The 19,743-nt window shown below is 44.7% G+C and carries 15 protein-coding genes and 1 pseudogene; 14 read left to right on the plus strand and 2 right to left on the minus strand.

Going from position 1 to position 19,743, the window contains the following annotated elements; all coding sequences use genetic code 11:
* Positions 1 to 7 precede the first annotated feature (7 nt).
* The 12 genes from M1E93_RS07855 to nuoN all read left to right on the plus strand — a co-directional run bounded on the left by M1E93_RS07855 (position 8) and on the right by nuoN (position 14,535).
* The gene (locus tag M1E93_RS07855; RefSeq protein ID WP_004921127.1) at positions 8 to 682 is read left to right on the plus strand and encodes a NuoB/complex I 20 kDa subunit family protein; all 675 of its coding nucleotides are present in this window, start codon (positions 8 to 10) and stop codon (positions 680 to 682) included.
* Positions 683 to 755: 73 nt separating this feature from the next.
* On the plus strand, positions 756 to 2,555 hold the full coding sequence (gene nuoC / locus M1E93_RS07860) for an NADH-quinone oxidoreductase subunit C/D (protein ID WP_004921126.1): 1,800 nt from the start codon (positions 756 to 758) through the stop codon (positions 2,553 to 2,555).
* A 2-nt stretch (positions 2,556 to 2,557) separates the two neighbouring features.
* Positions 2,558 to 3,100, plus strand: coding sequence for an NADH-quinone oxidoreductase subunit NuoE (gene nuoE / locus M1E93_RS07865; protein ID WP_004921124.1), 543 nt, complete (start codon positions 2,558 to 2,560; stop codon positions 3,098 to 3,100).
* Positions 3,097 to 4,455: an NADH-quinone oxidoreductase subunit NuoF gene (gene nuoF, locus M1E93_RS07870; protein WP_004921121.1), complete on the plus strand. Its 1,359-nt coding sequence runs from the start codon at positions 3,097 to 3,099 to the stop codon at positions 4,453 to 4,455. The genes nuoE and nuoF overlap by 4 nt, the downstream gene beginning before the upstream one ends.
* Before the next feature lie 90 nt (positions 4,456 to 4,545).
* Entirely contained in the window at positions 4,546 to 7,278 is a 2,733-nt protein-coding gene (gene nuoG, locus M1E93_RS07875; protein ID WP_071821155.1) for an NADH-quinone oxidoreductase subunit NuoG, read from the plus strand.
* Positions 7,278 to 8,255 (plus strand): NADH-quinone oxidoreductase subunit NuoH, encoded by a 978-nt coding sequence (gene nuoH / locus M1E93_RS07880; RefSeq protein ID WP_014656260.1) that lies wholly within the window; start codon positions 7,278 to 7,280, stop codon positions 8,253 to 8,255. Before nuoG ends, nuoH begins: the two co-directional genes overlap by 1 nt.
* A 14-nt stretch (positions 8,256 to 8,269) precedes the next feature.
* Positions 8,270 to 8,812: an NADH-quinone oxidoreductase subunit NuoI gene (gene nuoI / locus M1E93_RS07885; protein ID WP_004921112.1), complete on the plus strand. Its 543-nt coding sequence runs from the start codon at positions 8,270 to 8,272 to the stop codon at positions 8,810 to 8,812.
* Between the two features lie 12 nt (positions 8,813 to 8,824).
* Positions 8,825 to 9,370: an NADH-quinone oxidoreductase subunit J gene (gene nuoJ, locus M1E93_RS07890; RefSeq protein WP_004921110.1), complete on the plus strand. Its 546-nt coding sequence runs from the start codon at positions 8,825 to 8,827 to the stop codon at positions 9,368 to 9,370.
* Positions 9,370 to 9,672, plus strand: coding sequence for an NADH-quinone oxidoreductase subunit NuoK (gene nuoK / locus M1E93_RS07895; protein WP_004921109.1), 303 nt, complete (start codon positions 9,370 to 9,372; stop codon positions 9,670 to 9,672). The genes nuoJ and nuoK overlap by 1 nt, the downstream gene beginning before the upstream one ends.
* Positions 9,669 to 11,525 (plus strand): NADH-quinone oxidoreductase subunit L, encoded by a 1,857-nt coding sequence (gene nuoL, locus M1E93_RS07900; RefSeq protein WP_014656259.1) that lies wholly within the window; start codon positions 9,669 to 9,671, stop codon positions 11,523 to 11,525. Before nuoK ends, nuoL begins: the two co-directional genes overlap by 4 nt.
* Before the next feature lie 19 nt (positions 11,526 to 11,544).
* Positions 11,545 to 13,065 (plus strand): NADH-quinone oxidoreductase subunit M, encoded by a 1,521-nt coding sequence (nuoM, locus tag M1E93_RS07905; RefSeq protein WP_004921104.1) that lies wholly within the window; start codon positions 11,545 to 11,547, stop codon positions 13,063 to 13,065.
* A gap of 6 nt (positions 13,066 to 13,071) precedes the next feature.
* Positions 13,072 to 14,535 (plus strand): NADH-quinone oxidoreductase subunit NuoN, encoded by a 1,464-nt coding sequence (nuoN, locus tag M1E93_RS07910; protein WP_104873576.1) that lies wholly within the window; start codon positions 13,072 to 13,074, stop codon positions 14,533 to 14,535.
* Between the two features lie 53 nt (positions 14,536 to 14,588).
* Here the strand turns inward: nuoN and M1E93_RS07915 are convergent, their stop codons facing one another.
* Entirely contained in the window at positions 14,589 to 15,596 is a 1,008-nt protein-coding gene (locus M1E93_RS07915; RefSeq protein ID WP_426207255.1) for an alpha-xenorhabdolysin family binary toxin subunit B, read from the minus strand.
* 377 nt (positions 15,597 to 15,973) lie between these two features.
* Between M1E93_RS07915 and M1E93_RS07920 the strand changes: the two are divergent.
* Positions 15,974 to 16,919: pseudogene (locus M1E93_RS07920) on the plus strand (IS30 family transposase).
* Here the strand turns inward: M1E93_RS07920 and M1E93_RS07925 are convergent.
* Positions 16,902 to 17,891, minus strand: coding sequence for an alpha-xenorhabdolysin family binary toxin subunit A (locus tag M1E93_RS07925; RefSeq protein WP_426207256.1), 990 nt, complete (start codon positions 17,889 to 17,891; stop codon positions 16,902 to 16,904). The pseudogene M1E93_RS07920 and the gene M1E93_RS07925 overlap by 18 nt on opposite strands.
* Positions 17,892 to 18,561: 670 nt before the next feature.
* Here M1E93_RS07925 and M1E93_RS07930 point away from each other — a divergent pair.
* Entirely contained in the window at positions 18,562 to 19,509 is a 948-nt protein-coding gene (locus tag M1E93_RS07930) for an IS30 family transposase (RefSeq protein WP_140035165.1), read from the plus strand.
* The last annotated feature ends 234 nt before the right edge of the window (positions 19,510 to 19,743 follow it).

The following is a 19,743-nucleotide window of genomic DNA, read 5'->3' on the forward strand; positions in this document are numbered from 1 at the left end:
TTATACAATGGATTATACGCTCACCCGCATAGATCCGAACGGTGAGAACGACCGTTATCCCCTGCAAACTCAAGAAATCGTTACCGATCCACTTGAGCAGCAAGTTAAAAACAGTGTTTACATGGGTAAACTTTCTCATGCCTTACACGATGTCGTTAACTGGGGGCGCAAAAATTCTCTTTGGCCATATAACTTTGGTCTCTCATGTTGCTATGTTGAAATGGTGACGTCGTTCACAGCAGTTCATGACGTAGCCCGCTTTGGGGCAGAGGTTCTCCGTGCTTCACCTCGTCAAGCCGACTTTATGGTCGTTGCAGGAACCTGCTTTACGAAAATGGCTCCCGTCATTCAACGTCTCTATGACCAGATGCTTGAACCAAAATGGGTCATCTCCATGGGTTCATGTGCTAACTCTGGCGGTATGTATGACATTTATTCTGTCGTCCAAGGTGTAGATAAATTTATTCCTGTGGATGTTTATATTCCCGGTTGCCCACCACGTCCTGAAGCTTATATGCAAGCTCTGCTTCTGTTACAGGAATCCATCGGTAAAGAGCGTCGTCCGCTATCGTGGGTTGTTGGTGATCAGGGGGTTTATCGTGCCAATATGCAATCAGAAAGAGAAAGAAAGCACGGTGAACGTATCGCAGTGACTAACTTGCGAACCCCAGACGAAATTTAAGGCTTAAAGCCATACAGCGTAACAGAGCAATGTGTTGCGAAATGATAAACCTGATCAAGCGTTATGGTGAAGAATGATGACAGATCAGATAGCGCAAGAGAGTACCCTGCCAGGATGGCAGACACAGGAACATTTAAATGATCCTGTGCTTCTGGAACTGCGCAACCAATTTGGCCCGGATGCCTTTTCTGTTCAAGCTACCCGTACTGGAATGCCAGTTATTTGGGTAAGACGTGAGCAGTTACTGGAAGTCGTAGACTTTTTGAAAAAATTGCCAAAACCTTATGTCATGTTATTTGACTTGCATGGGGTGGATGAGCGTCAGAGAATACATAGACAAGGTTTGCCAGAGGCAGACTTTAGTGTTTTCTATCACCTCATCTCGATTGATCGCAACCGCGATATCATGTTGAAGGTCGCATTAAATGAGAAAGACCTGAATGTACCTTCTATCGTGTCACTGTTCCCAAATGCTAACTGGTACGAGCGAGAAGTGTGGGATATGTTTGGTATTACCTTCCAAGGTCACCCAAACTTACGCCGCCTGCTAATGTCACCAAGCTGGGAAGGTCACCCATTACGTAAAGACTACCCAGCGCGCGCTACAGAATTTGACCCATTTGAGCTAACTAAGCAAAAACAAGATCTGGAAATGGAAGCACTAACTTTCAAACCAGAAGAGTGGGGCATGGCGCGTGGTAATGAAAACGAAGACTTCATGTTCCTTAACTTAGGACCTAACCATCCCTCTTCACACGGTGCCTTCCGTATTGTGTTGCAGCTAGATGGTGAAGAAATCGTAAACTGCGTACCAGATATCGGTTACCACCATCGTGGTGCTGAAAAAATGGGTGAGCGTCAGTCTTGGCATAGCTACATTCCTTATACTGACCGTATTGAATACCTTGGCGGTTGTGTGAATGAAATGCCTTATGTGTTAGCCGTTGAAAAGCTGGCGGGCATTGAAGTTCCTGATCGCGTGAAAACGATCCGAGTGATGCTATCTGAGCTGTTCCGCATTAACAGCCATTTACTCTATATCAGTACCTATATTCAAGACTCCGGCGCAATGACCCCTGTGTTTTTTGCGTTTACAGACCGCCAAAAAGTTTACAACGTCGTTGAAGCCATTACCGGTTTCCGTATGCACCCAGCTTGGTTCCGTATCGGTGGTGTTGCGCATGACCTACCACGCGGTTGGGATAAATTACTACGTGAATTATTAGATTGGCTGCCAAAACGCCTCGACTCTTATGTCACGACAGCACTGAAAAACACCATTTTGAAAGGCCGTTCAATCGGGGTTGCTGCTTATACAAAAGAAGAAGCCTTGGCTTGGGGGGTTACTGGTGCTGGTTTACGTGCGACAGGTCTTGATTTTGACGTGCGTAAATGGCGTCCGTATTCAGGCTACGAAAACTTTGAGTTTGATATTCCTATTGCTCACAACGGTGACTGTTATGACCGTGTGATGATCAAAGTGGAAGAGATCCGCCAAAGTATGCGTATTCTTGAACAATGTTTGAAGAATATGCCAGAAGGGCCTTTCAAAGCCGATCACCCATTGACGACGCCGCCACCGAAAGAGCGGACGTTGCAGCATATTGAAACCCTGATCAACCACTTCTTACAAGTGTCTTGGGGTCCAGTTATGCCTGCGAATGAATCATTCCAGATGATCGAAGCAACTAAAGGGATTAACAGTTACTACCTAACGAGTGATGGCAGCACAATGAGCTACCGTACTCGTATTCGTACACCGAGCTATGCGCATTTGCAGCAAATTCCAGCGGTGATCAAAGGTAGTCTGGTTTCCGACTTGATTGTCTATCTGGGTAGTATCGATTTTGTAATGTCGGATGTGGATCGCTAACCATGCATAATGAACATAATAAGCAGACCAGTCTTGATGGCGTAAATGTTTTTGAACCGCAAGAAACACAGCACGGTTTCGTTTTAACGGAAGCCGAGCGTGCTGAAATCGAAGGTGAAAAACACCACTATGAAGACCCGCGTGCTGCCTCAATTGAAGCACTAAAAATTGTGCAAAAAAACCGTGGCTGGGTTGAAGACGGTGCTATTTACGCGATTGCCGAAGTACTAGGTATCCCCGCGAGTGATGTAGAAGGTGTGGCGACATTCTATAGCCAAATCTTCCGTCAACCTGTAGGACGCCACATTATTCGTTATTGCGATAGTGTGGTTTGCCATATTACGGGATACCAAGGATTAGAAGCTGAAATTATCAATCAGTTAAATATTCGTCCAGGGCAAACAACGGCAGATGGCCGCTTTACGCTGCTACCAACCTGTTGTTTGGGTAACTGTGATAAGGGTCCTACTATGATGATTGATGAGGACACTCACAGCTACGTACAGCCTGAAGATATTAAAAAGTTACTGGAGCAGTATCCATGACAAACTCCTTTAAACAAGTGATCCGTACTGCGGAAACACATCCGTTGACATGGCGTTTGCGTGATGACAAACAACCTGTTTGGCTGGATGAGTATCGTAGTAAGAATGGATATAAAGGTGTTGAACGTGCACTTAAAGGCATGGCACCCGACGAGGTGGTTAGCCTTGTCAAAGACGCTGGGCTAAAAGGCCGCGGCGGTGCAGGTTTCTCCACTGGTCTGAAATGGAGCCTGATGCCAAAAGACGAAAACATGAAACTGCGTTACTTTTTATGTAATGCGGATGAAATGGAGCCAGGCACCTATAAAGACCGTCTTTTGATGGAGCAACTGCCTCACCTTTTAGTTGAAGGCATGATCATCGGGGCTTATGCGCTAAAAGCTTATCGTGGTTATATCTTCCTACGCGGTGAATATGTTGAGGCGGCCAAACACCTACGTCGCGCCATCGAAGAAGCGAAAGCGGCTGGGTTACTCGGTAAAAATATTTTAGGTTCAGGCTTTGACTTTGAACTGTTCGTGCATACCGGTGCTGGTCGTTATATCTGTGGTGAAGAAACGGCATTAATTAACTCCCTTGAAGGGCGTCGCGCGAACCCACGTTCAAAACCACCATTCCCTGCAACGTCAGGTGCATGGGGTAAACCTACTTGCGTAAACAACGTTGAAACTATCTGTAACGTTCCTGCCATCTTAGAGCATGGTGAGCAATGGTATATCAACCTCAGTGCTGGCAAGAGTAAAGATGCGGGCACCAAGCTGATGGGCTTTTCAGGCAGAGTGAAAAATCCAGGCTTATGGGAATTGCCATTTGGCACAACAGCACGCGAAGTGTTGGAAGATTATGCAGGTGGGATGCGTGATGGACTGACATTAAAAGCATGGCAACCCGGCGGCGCGGGTACTGACTTTTTAACTGGCGATCATCTTGATTTACCAATGGATTTTGAATCTATCGGTAAAGCAGGGAGCCGTTTAGGTACTGCGTTAGCGATGGCCGTGGATAATGAAATCAACATGGTGTCTCTGGTTCGTAACCTTGAAACTTTCTTTGCTCGTGAATCCTGTGGCTGGTGTACGCCTTGCCGTGATGGTTTGCCATGGAGCGTGAAAATTTTGCAGGCGTTAGAAAAAGGGGAAGGGCAGCCGGGCGATATTGAAACATTAGAGCAACTTTGCCGTTTCTTAGGTCCGGGTAAAACTTTCTGCGCTCACGCACCGGGTGCGGTAGAGCCATTACAGAGCGCCATCAAATATTTCCGTGAAGAATTCGAAGCGGGTATCTCGCAAAAAGATCTGCGCAATATTGCTCAGATAGCCGGTATCCAGCCCAACCTATTAAAACAGCGTTGGTAATATTTTTGCGAATGAGCAACCGCAAAAATCGATTTTCACGAAGAACGTATTTTTGATTAACGCCTGCTGTTGAGCGGGCCTTTGGGAAGCATGCTGACTATGGCTACAATATATGTAGACGGCAAAGAATATGATGTAAACGGGTCTGAAAACCTGTTACAAGCCTGCCTTTCTCTGGGGCTAGATATTCCTTATTTTTGCTGGCATCCGGCGCTGGGAAGCGTTGGCGCTTGCCGCCAGTGTGCGGTTAAGCAATATCAAAACGCGGATGACACTCGTGGTCGTCTCGTGATGTCTTGTATGACACCGGCAACGGAAGGGACTTACATCTCTATCGATGATGAAGAGGCCAAACAATTCCGTGAAAGTGTTGTGGAATGGCTAATGACCAACCACCCACACGACTGTCCAGTCTGTGAGGAAGGGGGCAACTGTCATTTACAAGATATGACGGTAATGACCGGTCATAATATGCGTAAATACCGTTTTACCAAGCGTACTCACATCAATCAGGATCTGGGGCCTTTCATTAACCATGAAATGAACCGCTGTATTGCCTGCTATCGTTGTGTGCGTTATTACAAAGATTACGCAGATGGTACGGATTTAGGCGTGTATGGCGCACACAACTATGTCTACTTCGGTCGTACTGAAGATGGCACTCTGGAGAGTGAATTCTCCGGTAACTTAGTTGAAGTGTGTCCAACGGGGGTATTTACCGATAAAACACATTCAGAACGCTATAACCGTAAATGGGATATGCAGTTTGCACCGGGGATCTGCCAACAGTGCAGCATCGGTTGTAACACTAGCCCAGGTGAACGTTATGGTGAATTACGCCGTATTGAAAACCGCTACAACGGCTCAGTAAACCATTATTTCCTGTGTGACCGTGGGCGCTTTGGCTATGGTTATGTTAACCGTAAAGATAGACCTCGCCAGCCACTGTTAAATAAAGATGGCGTGAAACAAGTGATTTCAGCCATTGAAGCGATGCAAAGTGGTGCACAGATCATCAATCAAGCGAAAAAAGTGATTGGTATCGGCTCTCCACGTGCCAGTGTCGAAAGTAACTATGCACTCCGTGCATTAGTTGGCGCGGAAAACTTCTACTCAGGTGTTTCGGCAGATGAACAGCGTCGCCTTGAATTGATGCACAACATTCTGCAAAACGGGGGGATCTATACACCAAGCTTACGCGAAGTGGAAGATTACGATGCAGTATTGGTTCTGGGTGAAGATTTAACTCAGACGGGTGCTCGTATGGCACTCTCGGTTCGCCAAGCCGTTAAAGGTAAAGCTCGTGAAATGGCAGCGGCCCAAAAAGTGGCAGACTGGCAAATAGCGGCGATCATGAATATCGGCCAACACGCGAAATACCCTCTGTTTATCACTAACGTTGATGATACGCGTTTAGATGATATCGCGGCATTTAACTACCGTGCTCCTGTTGCAGACCAAGCGCGTTTTGGTTTCGCTATTGCGAACATGATTAATGGTGATGCACCGGCTGTAACAGATTTACCTGCTGATTTACGAGCTAAAGTTGAAACCATTGCTCAAGCGCTGGCCAGTGCGAAAAAACCATTGATTATCAGTGGTAGCCACTCAGCAAGCGATGCGATGATCCAAGCGGCTGCTAACGTTGCGTTTGCACTCAAAGCAAAAGGTGCTCAAGTGGGGCTATCTTACCTTGCTTCCCACGCGAATAGTTTTGGTCTCGCAATGATGAAAGCACAGCCGTTGGATAGTGCATTTGAGCGCATTAATGCAAATGAAGTCGATGTCGCTATTGTGATGGAAAATGACCTTTACCGTCATAGCAGTGTTAACGCTGTCGATAGTGCATTGGCGAAACTGAAGCACCTCATTGTGGCGGATCATCAACATACTGCCATTATGGATAAAGCCACCTTGGTATTACCTGCGGCAAGTTTTGCGGAAGCAGATGGAACCTTGATCAACCAAGAAGGTCGCGCTCAACGCTTCTTCCAAGTCTTTGACCCATCTTTCTACGATAAATCTATCGTCATGAACGAAAGCTGGCGCTGGTTGCATTCACTGCAAACAGAAGCGCAAGCACGTGATGCAGATTGGTCTCAGCTTGATCATGTTATTGCGGATTGTGTGGCTGCGTTACCTCAGTTTGAAGGTATTGTCGATGCGGCACCAAAAGCATCTTTCCGTATTCGTGGTCAGAAACTTGCTCGTGAGCCACACCGTTATAGTGGGCGTACGGCGATGCTAGCGAATCAATCGGTTCATGAACAGCGCCAACCGCAAGATAAAGACACGGCGTTTGCGTTCTCTATGGAAGGGAACAACAGCCCAACGGCACCACGTCAGCAAATTCCATTTGCATGGGCACCAGGTTGGAACTCACCACAAGCTTGGAACAAATTCCAAAGTGAAGTGGGTGGCCATCTGCGTTTTGGTGATCCGGGCGTTCGTTTGTTTAATTCAACAGAAGGTAAACTGGGTTATTTCACGGAGATCCCAGCGGCTTATCAGGCGACTGAAGCTCAATGGGTGGTTGCGCCTTACTATCACTTGTTCGGCAGTGATGAGATGTCACAACGCTCTGAGGTGATCCAGCAGCGCATGCCGGAACCTTATATCATGTTGAATGAAAAAGATGCCGCGGCGATTGGCCTTGCAGCAGGTACTCAAGCGGAGTTCAGTTATGAAGGACAAACCTTTAATCTGACGGTGCGTGTGAGTAAAAATCTGTCGAGTGGTCAAATCGGTCTGCCATTGGGTATGCCAGGTATTGCACCAGCCATGGCGGGTGTATCAGTCAATAATCTGCGGAGGGGGGCATGATGGATTGGATATCCCCAGAAGTGATGGAAATTTTGGTTTCCGTCCTTAAATCGATTGTCATCCTATTGGTTGTTGTGATCTGTGGGGCATACATGAGTTTGGGTGAACGCCGTATTCTCGGTTTATTCCAAAATCGTTATGGCCCTAACCGCGTTGGACCATTCGGCATGGGGCAGTTAATGGCCGACATGTTCAAAATGTTGTTCAAAGAAGACTGGATCCCACAGTTTGCAGACAAAAAAATCTTTACGTTAGCACCTGTGATTGCGTTTTGTTCGCTGTTCCTCGCTTTTGCTATCGTACCTGTCAGCCCAACATGGTATGTCGCTGACCTGAATATCGGGATCTTATTTTTCCTGATGATGGCAGGTCTTGCGGTTTATGCCGTTCTGTTTGCTGGTTGGTCAAGTAACAACAAATACTCACTGCTAGGTGCGATGCGTGCCTCCGCACAAACGGTGAGCTACGAAGTGTTCTTAGGTCTTTCATTGATGGGGGTTGTGGCTCAAGCAGGCTCTTTCAATTTGATTGATATTGTGGACGCTCAGAAAGGTATGTGGAACATCATTCCTCAATTCTTTGGCTTTGTGACGTTTGCGATTGCAGGTGTTGCGGTATGTCACCGTCACCCGTTTGACCAACCAGAAGCTGAACAAGAGATTGCGGATGGTTACCACGTTGAATATTCAGGTATGAAATTCGGCCTGTTCTTCGTTGGTGAGTATATCGGTATTGTTACAGTCTCTGCCTTGATTGTAACGCTGTTCTTTGGTGGCTGGCATGGACCTTTCTTGCCGTCATTCCTGTGGTTTGCGATTAAGACTGCCTTCTTCATGATGATGTTTATCCTGATCCGTGCATCTTTACCACGCCCACGTTATGACCAAGTGATGTCTTTCGGTTGGAAAATCTGCCTGCCGCTGACTCTGCTTAACCTGCTGGGTACCGCAGCAGTTATTTTATACAACGCTCAGTAAGGGGTGATTGAACCATGACATTGAAAGATTTATTGGTCGGTTTCGGCACTCAAGTACGCAGTATTTGGTTGGTCGGTTTGCATGCGTTCCAAAAACGTGAAACGCAAATGTATCCCGAAGAGCCAGTTTACCTGCCGCCCCGTTACCGTGGTCGTATCGTATTAACCCGTGACCCAGACGGTGAAGAGCGTTGTGTTGCCTGTAACTTATGTGCGGTTGCTTGCCCAGTGGGCTGTATCTCACTGCAAAAAGCGGAGCATGAGGATGGGCGTTGGTATCCTGAATTTTTCCGCATTAACTTCTCACGCTGCATTTTCTGTGGGTTGTGTGAAGAGGCTTGCCCAACAACGGCAATCCAATTAACACCTGACTTTGAAATGGGTGAATGGCGTCGTCAAGATCTTGTTTATGAAAAAGATCACTTATTAATTTCAGGTCCGGGTAAATATCCTGATTATAACTTTTACCGTAAATCGGGTATGGCGATTGCAGGTAAAGACAAAGGTGAAGCGGATAACGAAGCCAAACCAATTAACGTCAAAGACCTGTTGCCATAAGGAGCGATATTCATGGAATTTACATTTTATATCGCCGGTCTGGTTGCTGTTTTAGCGACTTTGAGGGTGATAACCAATACTAACCCGGTACATGCGTTGTTGTATCTGGTTGTTTCTCTGCTGGCACTGTCTATGGTGTTCTTCTCGCTCGGCGCATACTTTGCGGGGGCTTTGGAGATCATCGTATACGCGGGTGCCATCATGGTACTGTTCGTTTTCGTGGTGATGATGCTCAACCTTGGGCGCTCTGTTCAAGAGCAAGAGCGTGAATGGCTGGCACCGAAAAACTGGATTGGGCCGGCACTGTTATCTGCAGTATTGCTGGCACTTCTGGTTTACGGCATTACCAGCCTGTCATACCAAGACGGTATTACTGGCACGGTGATTAGTGCGAAAGAGGTGGCAATTAGCTTGTTTGGACCTTATGTCCTAGCGGTTGAATTGGCATCATTGTTACTGCTAGCAGGCTTAGTAGTTGCGTTCCACGTAGGTCGTGACCGTACTGAAAACAGTGCTGATCTTGTTAGCAATGCGAAAGCGAAAGCGGAGGAACAATAATGATACCTCTTCAACATGGTCTGATTTTAGCGGCTATTTTGTTTGTGATGGGGCTAAGCTGCCTTGTTATCCGCCGCAACTTGCTTTTCATGCTGATCGGACTGGAAATCATGATTAACTCAACAGCGCTCGCTTTTGTGGTCGCTGGGAGTTTTTGGGGGCAACCAGACGGCCAGATAATGTACATTCTGGCAATTGCACTGGCTGCAGCGGAGGCGAGTATTGGATTGGCGTTGTTACTGCAACTCCATCGTCATCGTCAGAACCTGAATATTGATAAAGTCAGTGAGATGCGCGGATGAATTTACTCTATTTAACAATTCTGTTTCCGCTTCTGGGGTCAGTGCTATTAGCATTTTCCCGCGGTCGTTGGTCAGAAAATGTTTCAGCTATTATTGGGGCTGGAGTCGTCGGCCTTGCAGCGGTTGTTGCATTGTATGCGGGTATTGAGTTTTTAGAACAACCTGTACTTGCAAATGGTGCATATCCTCCGTACACCGATCTGCTTTGGACTTGGATGTCAGTGGGAGATTTCAATATCCCGTTTACGATTCGCCTTGATGGCCTCTCACTGACGATGTTAGGTGTTGTAACGGGCGTTGGCTTCCTGATCCACGTTTATGCTTCTTGGTATATGCGTGGTGAGGAAGGGTATTCACGCTTCTTTACTTACACTAACTTGTTCATCGCGAGCATGGTGGTTTTAGTACTCGCCGATAACATGATGCTGATGTATCTCGGTTGGGAAGGGGTAGGGCTGTGCAGTTACCTGTTGATCGGTTTCTACTACACCAATCCAGATAACGGCAAAGCGGCAATGAAAGCCTTCTTCATTACGCGTGTTGGTGACGTGTTCTTAGCTATCGGTATGTTTATTCTGTGGAATGAACTCGGTACTTTGAACTTCAGCGAAATGGCTGTAATGGCACCACAAAAAATGGCAGAAGGTGGCAGTGCAATCACATGGGCAACCTTAATGATCTTAGGTGGTGCGGTAGGTAAATCTGCTCAATTACCACTTCAGACATGGCTAGCCGATGCGATGGCGGGTCCAACTCCGGTCTCTGCTCTGATCCACGCAGCAACCATGGTAACTGCGGGTGTTTATCTTGTTGCTCGTACCCATGCGTTGTTCTTGATGGCACCAGAAATCTTACATCTGGTCGGCATTGTGGGCGGTGTCACCCTGTTGTTAGCAGGCTGTGCAGCATTGGTTCAAACCGATATCAAACGTGTATTGGCCTACTCAACCATGAGCCAAATTGGTTATATGTTCTTGGCTCTAGGTGTTCAGGCGTGGGATGCAGCTATTTTCCACCTGATGACGCACGCCTTCTTTAAAGCGCTGTTGTTCTTGTCAGCAGGTTCGGTGATCATTGCTTGTCATCACGAACAAAATATTTTCAAAATGGGTGGATTGCGTAAGCAAATTCCATACGTCTATACGGTGATGTTAATCGGCGGAAGTGCACTGGCTGCACTACCTCTATTCACGGCCGGTTTCTACAGTAAAGACGCTATTTTGTGGGGTGCAGAAGTGGATGGCCAAACGGTTCTCTTATGGGCTGGCCTCATCGGTGCACTACTGACAGCAATGTATACTTTCCGTATGATTTTCATCGCCTTCCATGGCGAAGCGAAAATTAAAGCGCACAAGGTCAAAGGATTTACTCACTCCATACCATTGGGCATTTTGGCAATTTTAGCGACATTTATTGGTGCGCAGATTCACCAGCCGTTAGAAGGCGTATTCCCTGTTAATCCACTGGAGCATGAAGCTGGTAAGCTACAGTTGGAGATGCTTTCAGGTAGCCTTGCTGTTATCGGACTGTTGATTGTGGCATTCATTTATCTGTACAGACGCTCTATCGCCACAGTTATCGCGAAAAGTGCACCAGGCCGTTTCTTCTCAACATGGTGGTATCATGCGTGGGGATTCGACTGGCTGTATGACGTTGTCTTTGTAAAACCTTTCAAGGGTGTTGCATGGCTACTGGAAAGCGATCCTGTGAACTCATTGATGAACCTACCTGCCTGCTTGTCTCGTTGGGCAAACAAAGGGTTGGCAATTAGTGAGAACGGTCAGGTCCGTTGGTATGTTGCCTCATTGGGGCTGGGTGCAGTGCTGATTCTTGCTCTGCTGCTTTTGGTTTAATTAAGGGACACATTGCGCCATGCTATTACCCTGGCTAATACTCATTCCCTTCATCGGTGGCCTGCTAAGCTGGCAGGCTGACCGGTTTAGCCACCGCGCACCACGTTGGGTTGCGCTGGCTTCAATGGGAATAACATTAATATTATCAATCTTGTTATGGCTACAGGGAGATTACTCTCTGGTAAATCCACAAGGTGTTCCACAATGGCAAGTGGAATATTCAATGCCGTGGATCCCAATGCTGGGTATTAATTTCCATCTGGCGATTGATGGCTTATCACTGTTAATGGTGGTACTAACCGCGATCATGGGGGCTTTCTCAGTCCTCAGTTCGTGGAGTGAAAACCAAGCCAACCAAGGTGCTTATCACTTTAACCTGCTGTGGATTATTGCAGGTGTGATGGGGATTTTTACGGCGGTTGACCTGTTCTTGTTCTTCTTCTTCTGGGAAATGATGTTAATCCCAATGTACTTCCTGATTGCTAACTGGGGGCACAAAGGAGCAGAAAACAGACAGCATATTAACGCTGCCACTAAGTTCTTTATCTACACACAAGCGAGTGGCTTGATTATGTTGGTGTCGATTGTTGGATTAGCATTAGTCCACTTCGGCGACACCTCTGTGTGGACATTTAACTACAATGAGTTGCTTGGTACTCAGATGTCTAGCACCGTTGGCTTTATGCTAATGTTAGGCTTCTTTATTGCCTTTGCGGTTAAGATGCCATTAGTGCCATTCCACGGTTGGATGGCGGATACCCAAGAGCAATCGCCAACAGCAGGCTCTGTGGATATCTCAGGTATCATGTTGAAAACAGCGGCTTACGGCCTGTTGCGTTTTACACTACCTCTGTTCCCTGAAGCATCGATCGAGTTTACACCTATTGCGATGACACTTGGTGTGATCAGCATTTTCTACGGTGCATGGCTTGCATTTAAACAAACAGACATTAAGCGTCTTGCTGCATACAGTAGCTTGTCTCACATGGGATTTGTGACGGTGGCAATCTACGCTAGCTCTGTTCTTGCATACCAAGGTGCAGTGATCCAAATGATCACAAATGGCTTGTCAGGTGCAGCATTAATTATCATCAGCGGGCAGTTGTATGAGCGTACACAAACCCGTGATATGCGCATGATGGGTGGATTATGGAAACGTATTAAATGGTTACCGGGTTTATCACTGTTCTTTGCCGCTGCAACTTTAGGTATGCCGGGCACAGGTAACTTTATCGGTGAATTCATGATCCTGTTTGGTACATTCAGCCAATTTACGCTGGTGACTTGCATCATGGTCTTTGGTGTGGTGTTCGCATCTGTCTACTCATTGTGGATGATGCAACAAACCTACTACGGTACACCAAAATCCGAGAGCGAAATGAAAGGGTTAACAGCACGTGAATTTGGTGTGCTGCTGGCTCTGGCTGTTTTACTGGTTATTATTGGCTTCTATCCACAACCAATTTTGGATACTTCAGAGGGTGCGATGGAAACATTACATAACTTGTACACTGCTTCACTTACAACATTAAGGCCGTAATTCGCCATGACAATAACACTTCAACAATTGATCGCAATACTCCCGCTATTGATCGTCGGATTGACGGCGGTGGTTGTGATGCTGTCCATTGCGTGGCGACGCGATCACCTAACAAGTGCCACACTGACAGTATTCGGCTTCGCCGTTGCGCTGCTATCTCTGTTCTTTATTGCAGAGGGTCTGCCAATAGAAGTCACTCCGCTTATTCGTGTTGACGGCTATGCGATGTTCTACAGCGCATTGGTCCTGATTGCGGGTATGGCAACCAGCATTTTTGCTTTCCATTGGTTGGAAGGCTTTAATGATAATAAAGAAGAATTCCATCTGTTACTGGCGATTGCGGTAACAGGGGGCGTCTTACTTTCAATGGCTAACCACATGGCATCCATGTTCATTGGTATTGAATTGATCTCTTTACCCTTGTTCGGTCTTGTGGCTTACACCTTTGAACGTAAACGTTCGCTGGAAGCAGGTATCAAATACATGCTGTTATCTGCCGCTGCCTCTTCTTTCTTGCTCTTTGGTATCGCCTTACTGTATGCAGAATCAGGCAGCTTAAGCTTTGCGGCTGTGGGTCAGAGTCTTTCTGATAGCCAAATCCATGCGCCATTGGTGTTGATTGGCTTGGGGATGTTGATTGTAGGCTTCGGTTTTAAATTATCACTGTTCCCATTCCAATTATGGACTCCAGACGTTTACCAAGGTGCTCCAGCTCCGGTATCCGCGTTCTTAGCAACGGGAAGTAAAATTGGTATCTTTGCAGTATTAATGCGTATCTTTATGGAAGCGCCTGCTGCTCAAAGTAATACATTGGCGATTGTTGTTAGCGTCGTCGCTATTGCTTCGATTCTGTTTGGTAACCTGATGGCTATCACTCAGAAAAGTGCCAAACGCCTACTTGGTTATTCGTCCATTTCTCACATGGGATACCTGCTGGTTGCCTTAGTTGCATTACGCGCCGCCCCAACAGATTCCCAAGTCACTGTCGCTATCTATTTAGTCGGCTATCTGTTTGCAAGTTTGGGCGCCTTTGGTGTGATCAGCATTATTTCTAGCCCATATCGTGGCGATGACCAAGATGACTTGAGTGCATTTCGCGGGCTGTTCTGGCATAAGCCTGTACTTGCGACAGTGCTTACCGTGATGATGCTTTCTCTGGCTGGTATACCGATTACATTAGGGTTTATTGGTAAATTCTATGTGATTATTTCCGCAGTGAAGGCAGAGCTATGGTGGTTAACTGGTGCCGTGGTCTTAGGTAGTGCGATTGGTCTATTCTACTATCTACGCTTTATGGCAAGCTTGTATAGCCGTGATGCAGAACATGCAGATCGTTATACTGGGCCAGAAAAAGCCACTTTCGGGACAGTTGTTGCTGCTATCTGTGCAATTATCGTGATCCTGCTAGGGGTATGGCCGCAACCGCTTATCAATCTCTCCTATATGGTATTGGCTGTGAGCCCGCTTTAATCTTCACCGCCATCACAGTAAAATAAACGGCTACTTTTCAGTAGCCGTTTTTTTTAATCAGCTAATTGGCGCTGATATTGATATTCGGCTTCATTAATAAAGTCCATAAAGGCTTCACAAGATTTGATGGCATTATGGATATTAAACGTCTGCTCGTCTAAACATGTCTGCATATAGTCAATCCATTGCGTTAAATAAGATTGTAACTGCTGAAAATGGGCAGCCACATCTTGTCGTTGCTCATCTATTTTTGAAATATCTTTAGTGAGCATAAGTAGGTGTGTCAGCTTATCAATGCGCTTTTTAAACTGCTGGTTTTTCTCATTTAAAACAGCGATTTGATCGACCAAATAGAGTCGAACATTGACCAATTTTATAAAATCTAAGCCATTGTCAAGGATAGTGAGTAAGCGCTTGGCACAGGCAATCGCAATTTTTAGCAGATCTTTTTTAGAAGGAGGGATATTTAATGATTCAATGAGCGATATATCAGGAAAAACATGCTCAAATAAATCCGCTAGCTTGTAATTTAAGATAACTTCTTCAGCTTTAACAATAGCAATTAACTCTTGGTTAAACTCATCCAATGTCTTTTGATTATTGTTAGCCAGTAATAAAAGGCGATTTTGTAGGTTACGATAGCTCTCACTTTTAAGGTGGTTTGCTTCTTCTAATTGTAATGCCAATAGATAATCGCTTGTGGTACGTAAAGGTGCTGTTAGCTTCTCTAGCTCATTTTTAAGCTCAGTAAAGTCATCGATAAATTCTGTTAACTCTAAATCCTGTTGACCTCCCTTTAAGTCATCAACATCCTGACTTGAAAATCGCTCACTAATCGTACTATCAATGATATAACGAGTTTTTAATTTCATTATTGGCAATGAGTTTCTGATTTGCTCATTGAGACTTTCTGCCTGAGTAGCAATCCGTTTTATTCGATTAAAAATGCTCGGATCGTAACTTAGAATGTTATGATTAAAATTATTAATTTTATTAATGAGCATTCTTACCTGATAAAACTCAATAGCAGGTAAAACTGGGAAATTTACGGTTTGGTGCATAGTATTACCTTTATTAAGCATGAGAGTAATGTGTCATTTTAATATCAAATAGTTCAATGAGTTGTTCTGAGTAAGTTTGCACAGACGCCCATGCGGTGATAATTTTTTTGAAACGAGCAATAAACTTTAAAAGGTTGGCAGCATTATCAATACGCGCAAAAGTTTCTATTGACTGCTTAATTTCGGTCAAAATAACAAGCCACATATAGTCTAAATGGTCAACTGCTAATCTTGCATCTTTAAAATAGCCTTCAATCTTCTGTAAATGTACTTCGCGAATTCAGATAATAAGTGCAACGCTCGGTCATGTTAGATGGAAGGACGGTTAGCTACTGATAAGCTATCCTGCTCTTCCGACCAAAGATGAGCGAGTAAGTATGAAGTATCAGCAACTAACCGAAGGACAACGATACCAGATATCGATACTGCGTGAGGATAATTTATCCTGCCATGAGATAGGTATCCGTATCGGTGTAAGCAAGTCCACGGTCTCCCGTGAACTGAGGCGTAACACTTCAGATACTGGTTATAACCCACAACAGGCACACCAGAAGTGCTGTGATAGGCGGCTGTCATCTGCCAAAAGGACAATTCCTCAGCAGACCATAGATTTCGTGATATTTGCTCTGGAGTGGAAGTGGAGTCCTGAGCAAATAAGTGCAATTGGCAGCATTATTGGTCTTAGCGTCAGCCATGAATGGATTTACCAGTATATCTATGCGGATAAGCGTAGCGGTGGCGAGTGTACAGGCATCTTAGGCAGGGCAAACGGCGATATCGTAAGGGCTACGGCAGAAACGAGGGCGCATCCCTGATGCGGTATCCATTGAGCTACGGCCGTCAGTCGTCGATGACCGTAGCCGTCTGGGGGACTGGGAGGCCGATTTGGTGCAGGGTAAACAGGGCACTGGTGCTATCGTGACACTGGCAGAACGCAAAAAGCCGTATTTACCTGACAAAAAAGGTGTTTTCAAAGGATGCGGTGGAAGTCAGTAAGGCCATTATCTCACTGCTGAGTGAGTATCAGGAGTATGTCACACAATAACGTTCGATAACGGTCTAGAGTTTAGTGAGCACAAGGCGATAGCAGAAGCACTGAACGCAGATACGTACTTTGCCCATCCGTATGCCTCGCATGAGCGTGGGCTGAACGAGAATACGAATGGGTTGTTAAGACAGTTTATCCCGAAAGGAACAGACCTGCGGACAGTGACAGAAGAAGACTTACAACGCTATCAGGGAGCGTTGAACAGCAGGCCACGCAAGTGTCTGGGGTTCAGACAACCTTCGGTGGTGTTTGCGGAGCTAAGAAAGGCGGCTTAGCGTTGCACTTCGGACTTGAATCCGCCCTTGAATATCAAAAATAACTTTTTTAATAAAGCGATCTTTATTGAGTTTGTTATTGATTTCAACAATTTCTTTAAGTAATGCGTTTTTTCTATGGCGGACTTTTTCAGCTTTGCTGCCGAATATCCCTCCTGTAATCAGTAATCCAATTAAACCACCAGCAAGGCCTGTAAAGCTTAACTTAACAAAATGGTCATATTCTTTTTCGAGTGTTAATACCTCTTTTTTGAGTAAAGTGACTTTCTCAAAAAGATGTGATTCAGAATTAATATCATCAATAGAATCTAATTGCAAATAAATTGACTTAACTTTAAATAATAAAGAATCAACATGTTGATTATTAGATAAAGCACCTCCAATAATATGTGCTCGAAAGTCAGAAATAGTATTTTTAATCCTAGAAGTTTTATTGGCTTGCATTTTAATATCATCTTGGATGAGATTCAGTATGCTTAATAATTCTGTGGCAATTTGCTGGTCATCATTTTGGTAAGTAAGCCCATCTAGCGCCTCGGCTGACAAGTCGTCAATGCTATTGGCTATTTGCTGTATAATAGGCATATCATTAATGTATTCAATGATTTGATTTCCAGTCTGAACAATATTTCGACTAATCAGTGATAAATTAATAGATTGTTGTTTAACTTCTTGTTCGACACCATCCCAACCACTGGCATGGTTGTGAATTAATTGAATAACCTCAGTCAGTGCGCTAATTTTTATGGGTAAATCAGTTGATTCATTAATTTTTAGCCATGAATGGATTTCTAATGTTGATGTTGGTAATGAAAGGGCAAAATGGGTATATCGATGAATATTCACTAAATCTTGGTGAGTAAAAATGCCGGCGGGGCGAGCAGAGTGAGGGTCTTGGTTGGTTAATAATGCAAGAGTTGCCGCTCCTATATTCTCTTTTTCAATTATTTTGTCATAAGTTATTTCACTCATAATGGTTCATTTCCAATTAAGTATTGTGGTTGAAATAAAAGGTAGACAACAGAAAATCACAAATATGAGTGATGCGATAAAAATGATAGAGCTAAAAATAGTATTATCTCTAAGCAATTTATCACCCATGGTAAAACATTAGATTCGCATTTACCCCGTATAGTTAAGAATAAATTACTTTAAGGATCGCCTAAAAGTAGATACTAAAATATGAAAATATATATTATAAATTGACGACCTAATATAATCGATAATAAATTCATTATGATTAAATGTTGAAATGTCTAATCATAAAAGTGCAGGAAGTTATATTAAATGTTCTAAGATAAAAATATTATGTCACTCTTTGACGCGTTAAGAGAGTGATTAATAAATATTAACTCTGCGAGCATTGTTTTTGTCATATCATTTTTTTATTTTTTAATATCGTAATTATAATTAATGTTTTTTTAGTGTGATGTGACGTATTTGAATACTTACCGTATTGTTACCCGATGATGATTATTTTACTTTGTACAAATATGATTAACAAATAACCATCAAGTAAAAAAACAAAATGGTGTTTTCGCGAATTCAGATAATAAGTGCAACGCTCGGTCATGTTAGATGGAAGGACGGTTAGCTACTGATAAGCTATCCTGCTCTTCCGACCAAAGATGAGCGAGTAAGTATGAAGTATCAGCAACTAACCGAAGGACAACGATACCAGATATCGATACTGCGTGAGGATAATTTATCCTGCCATGAGATAGGTATCCGTATCGGTGTAAGCAAGTCCACGGTCTCCCGTGAACTGAGGCGTAACACTTCAGATACTGGTTATAACCCACAACAGGCACACCAGAAGTGCTGTGATAGGCGGCTGTCATCTGCCAAAAGGACAATTCCTCAGCAGACCATAGATTTCGTGATATTTGCTCTGGAGTGGAAGTGGAGTCCTGAGCAAATAAGTGCAATTGGCAGCATTATTGGTCTTAGCGTCAGCCATGAATGGATTTACCAGTATATCTATGCGGATAAGCGTAGCGGTGGCGAGTTGTACAGGCATCTTAGGCAGGGCAAACGGCGATATCGTAAGGGCTACGGGCAGAAACGAGGGCGCATCCCTGATGCGGTATCCATTGAGCTACGGCCGTCAGTCGTCGATGACCGTAGCCGTCTGGGGGACTGGGAGGCCGATTTGGTGCAGGGTAAACAGGGCACTGGTGCTATCGTGACACTGGCAGAACGCAAAAGCCGTATTTACCTGACAAAAAAGGTGTTTTCAAAGGATGCGGTGGAAGTCAGTAAGGCCATTATCTCACTGCTGAGTGAGTATCAGGATGTATGTCACACAATAACGTTCGATAACGGTCTAGAGTTTAGTGAGCACAAGGCGATAGCAGAAGCACTGAACGCAGATACGTACTTTGCCCATCCGTATGCCTCGCATGAGCGTGGGCTGAACGAGAATACGAATGGGTTGTTAAGACAGTTTATCCCGAAAGGAACAGACCTGCGGACAGTGACAGAAGAAGACTTACAACGCTATCAGGGAGCGTTGAACAGCAGGCCACGCAAGTGTCTGGGGTTCAGACAACCTTCGGTGGTGTTTGCGGAGCTAAGAAAGGCGGCTTAGCGTTGCACTTCGGACTTGAATCCGCCTTTTGTGTGATCTTGAAGATAAAGATTGATATAAGTCAAGTAAATAATTAAAGTTAAATTTTTTAATCTATACAATAAGATGCGTAGTGATTTATTGGTGATGTAATAAAAAATTACTAATACATATTTGATTTTACGAGGCGTAACACCTATTGTCAGAAATAATCAATGTATTAATAAATTATATTGCACTATATAATTATCGATA

Origin of the sequence: Providencia sp. PROV272, assembly GCF_049901975.1 — a bacterium.
GTDB lineage: Bacteria > Pseudomonadota > Gammaproteobacteria > Enterobacterales > Enterobacteriaceae > Providencia > Providencia stuartii.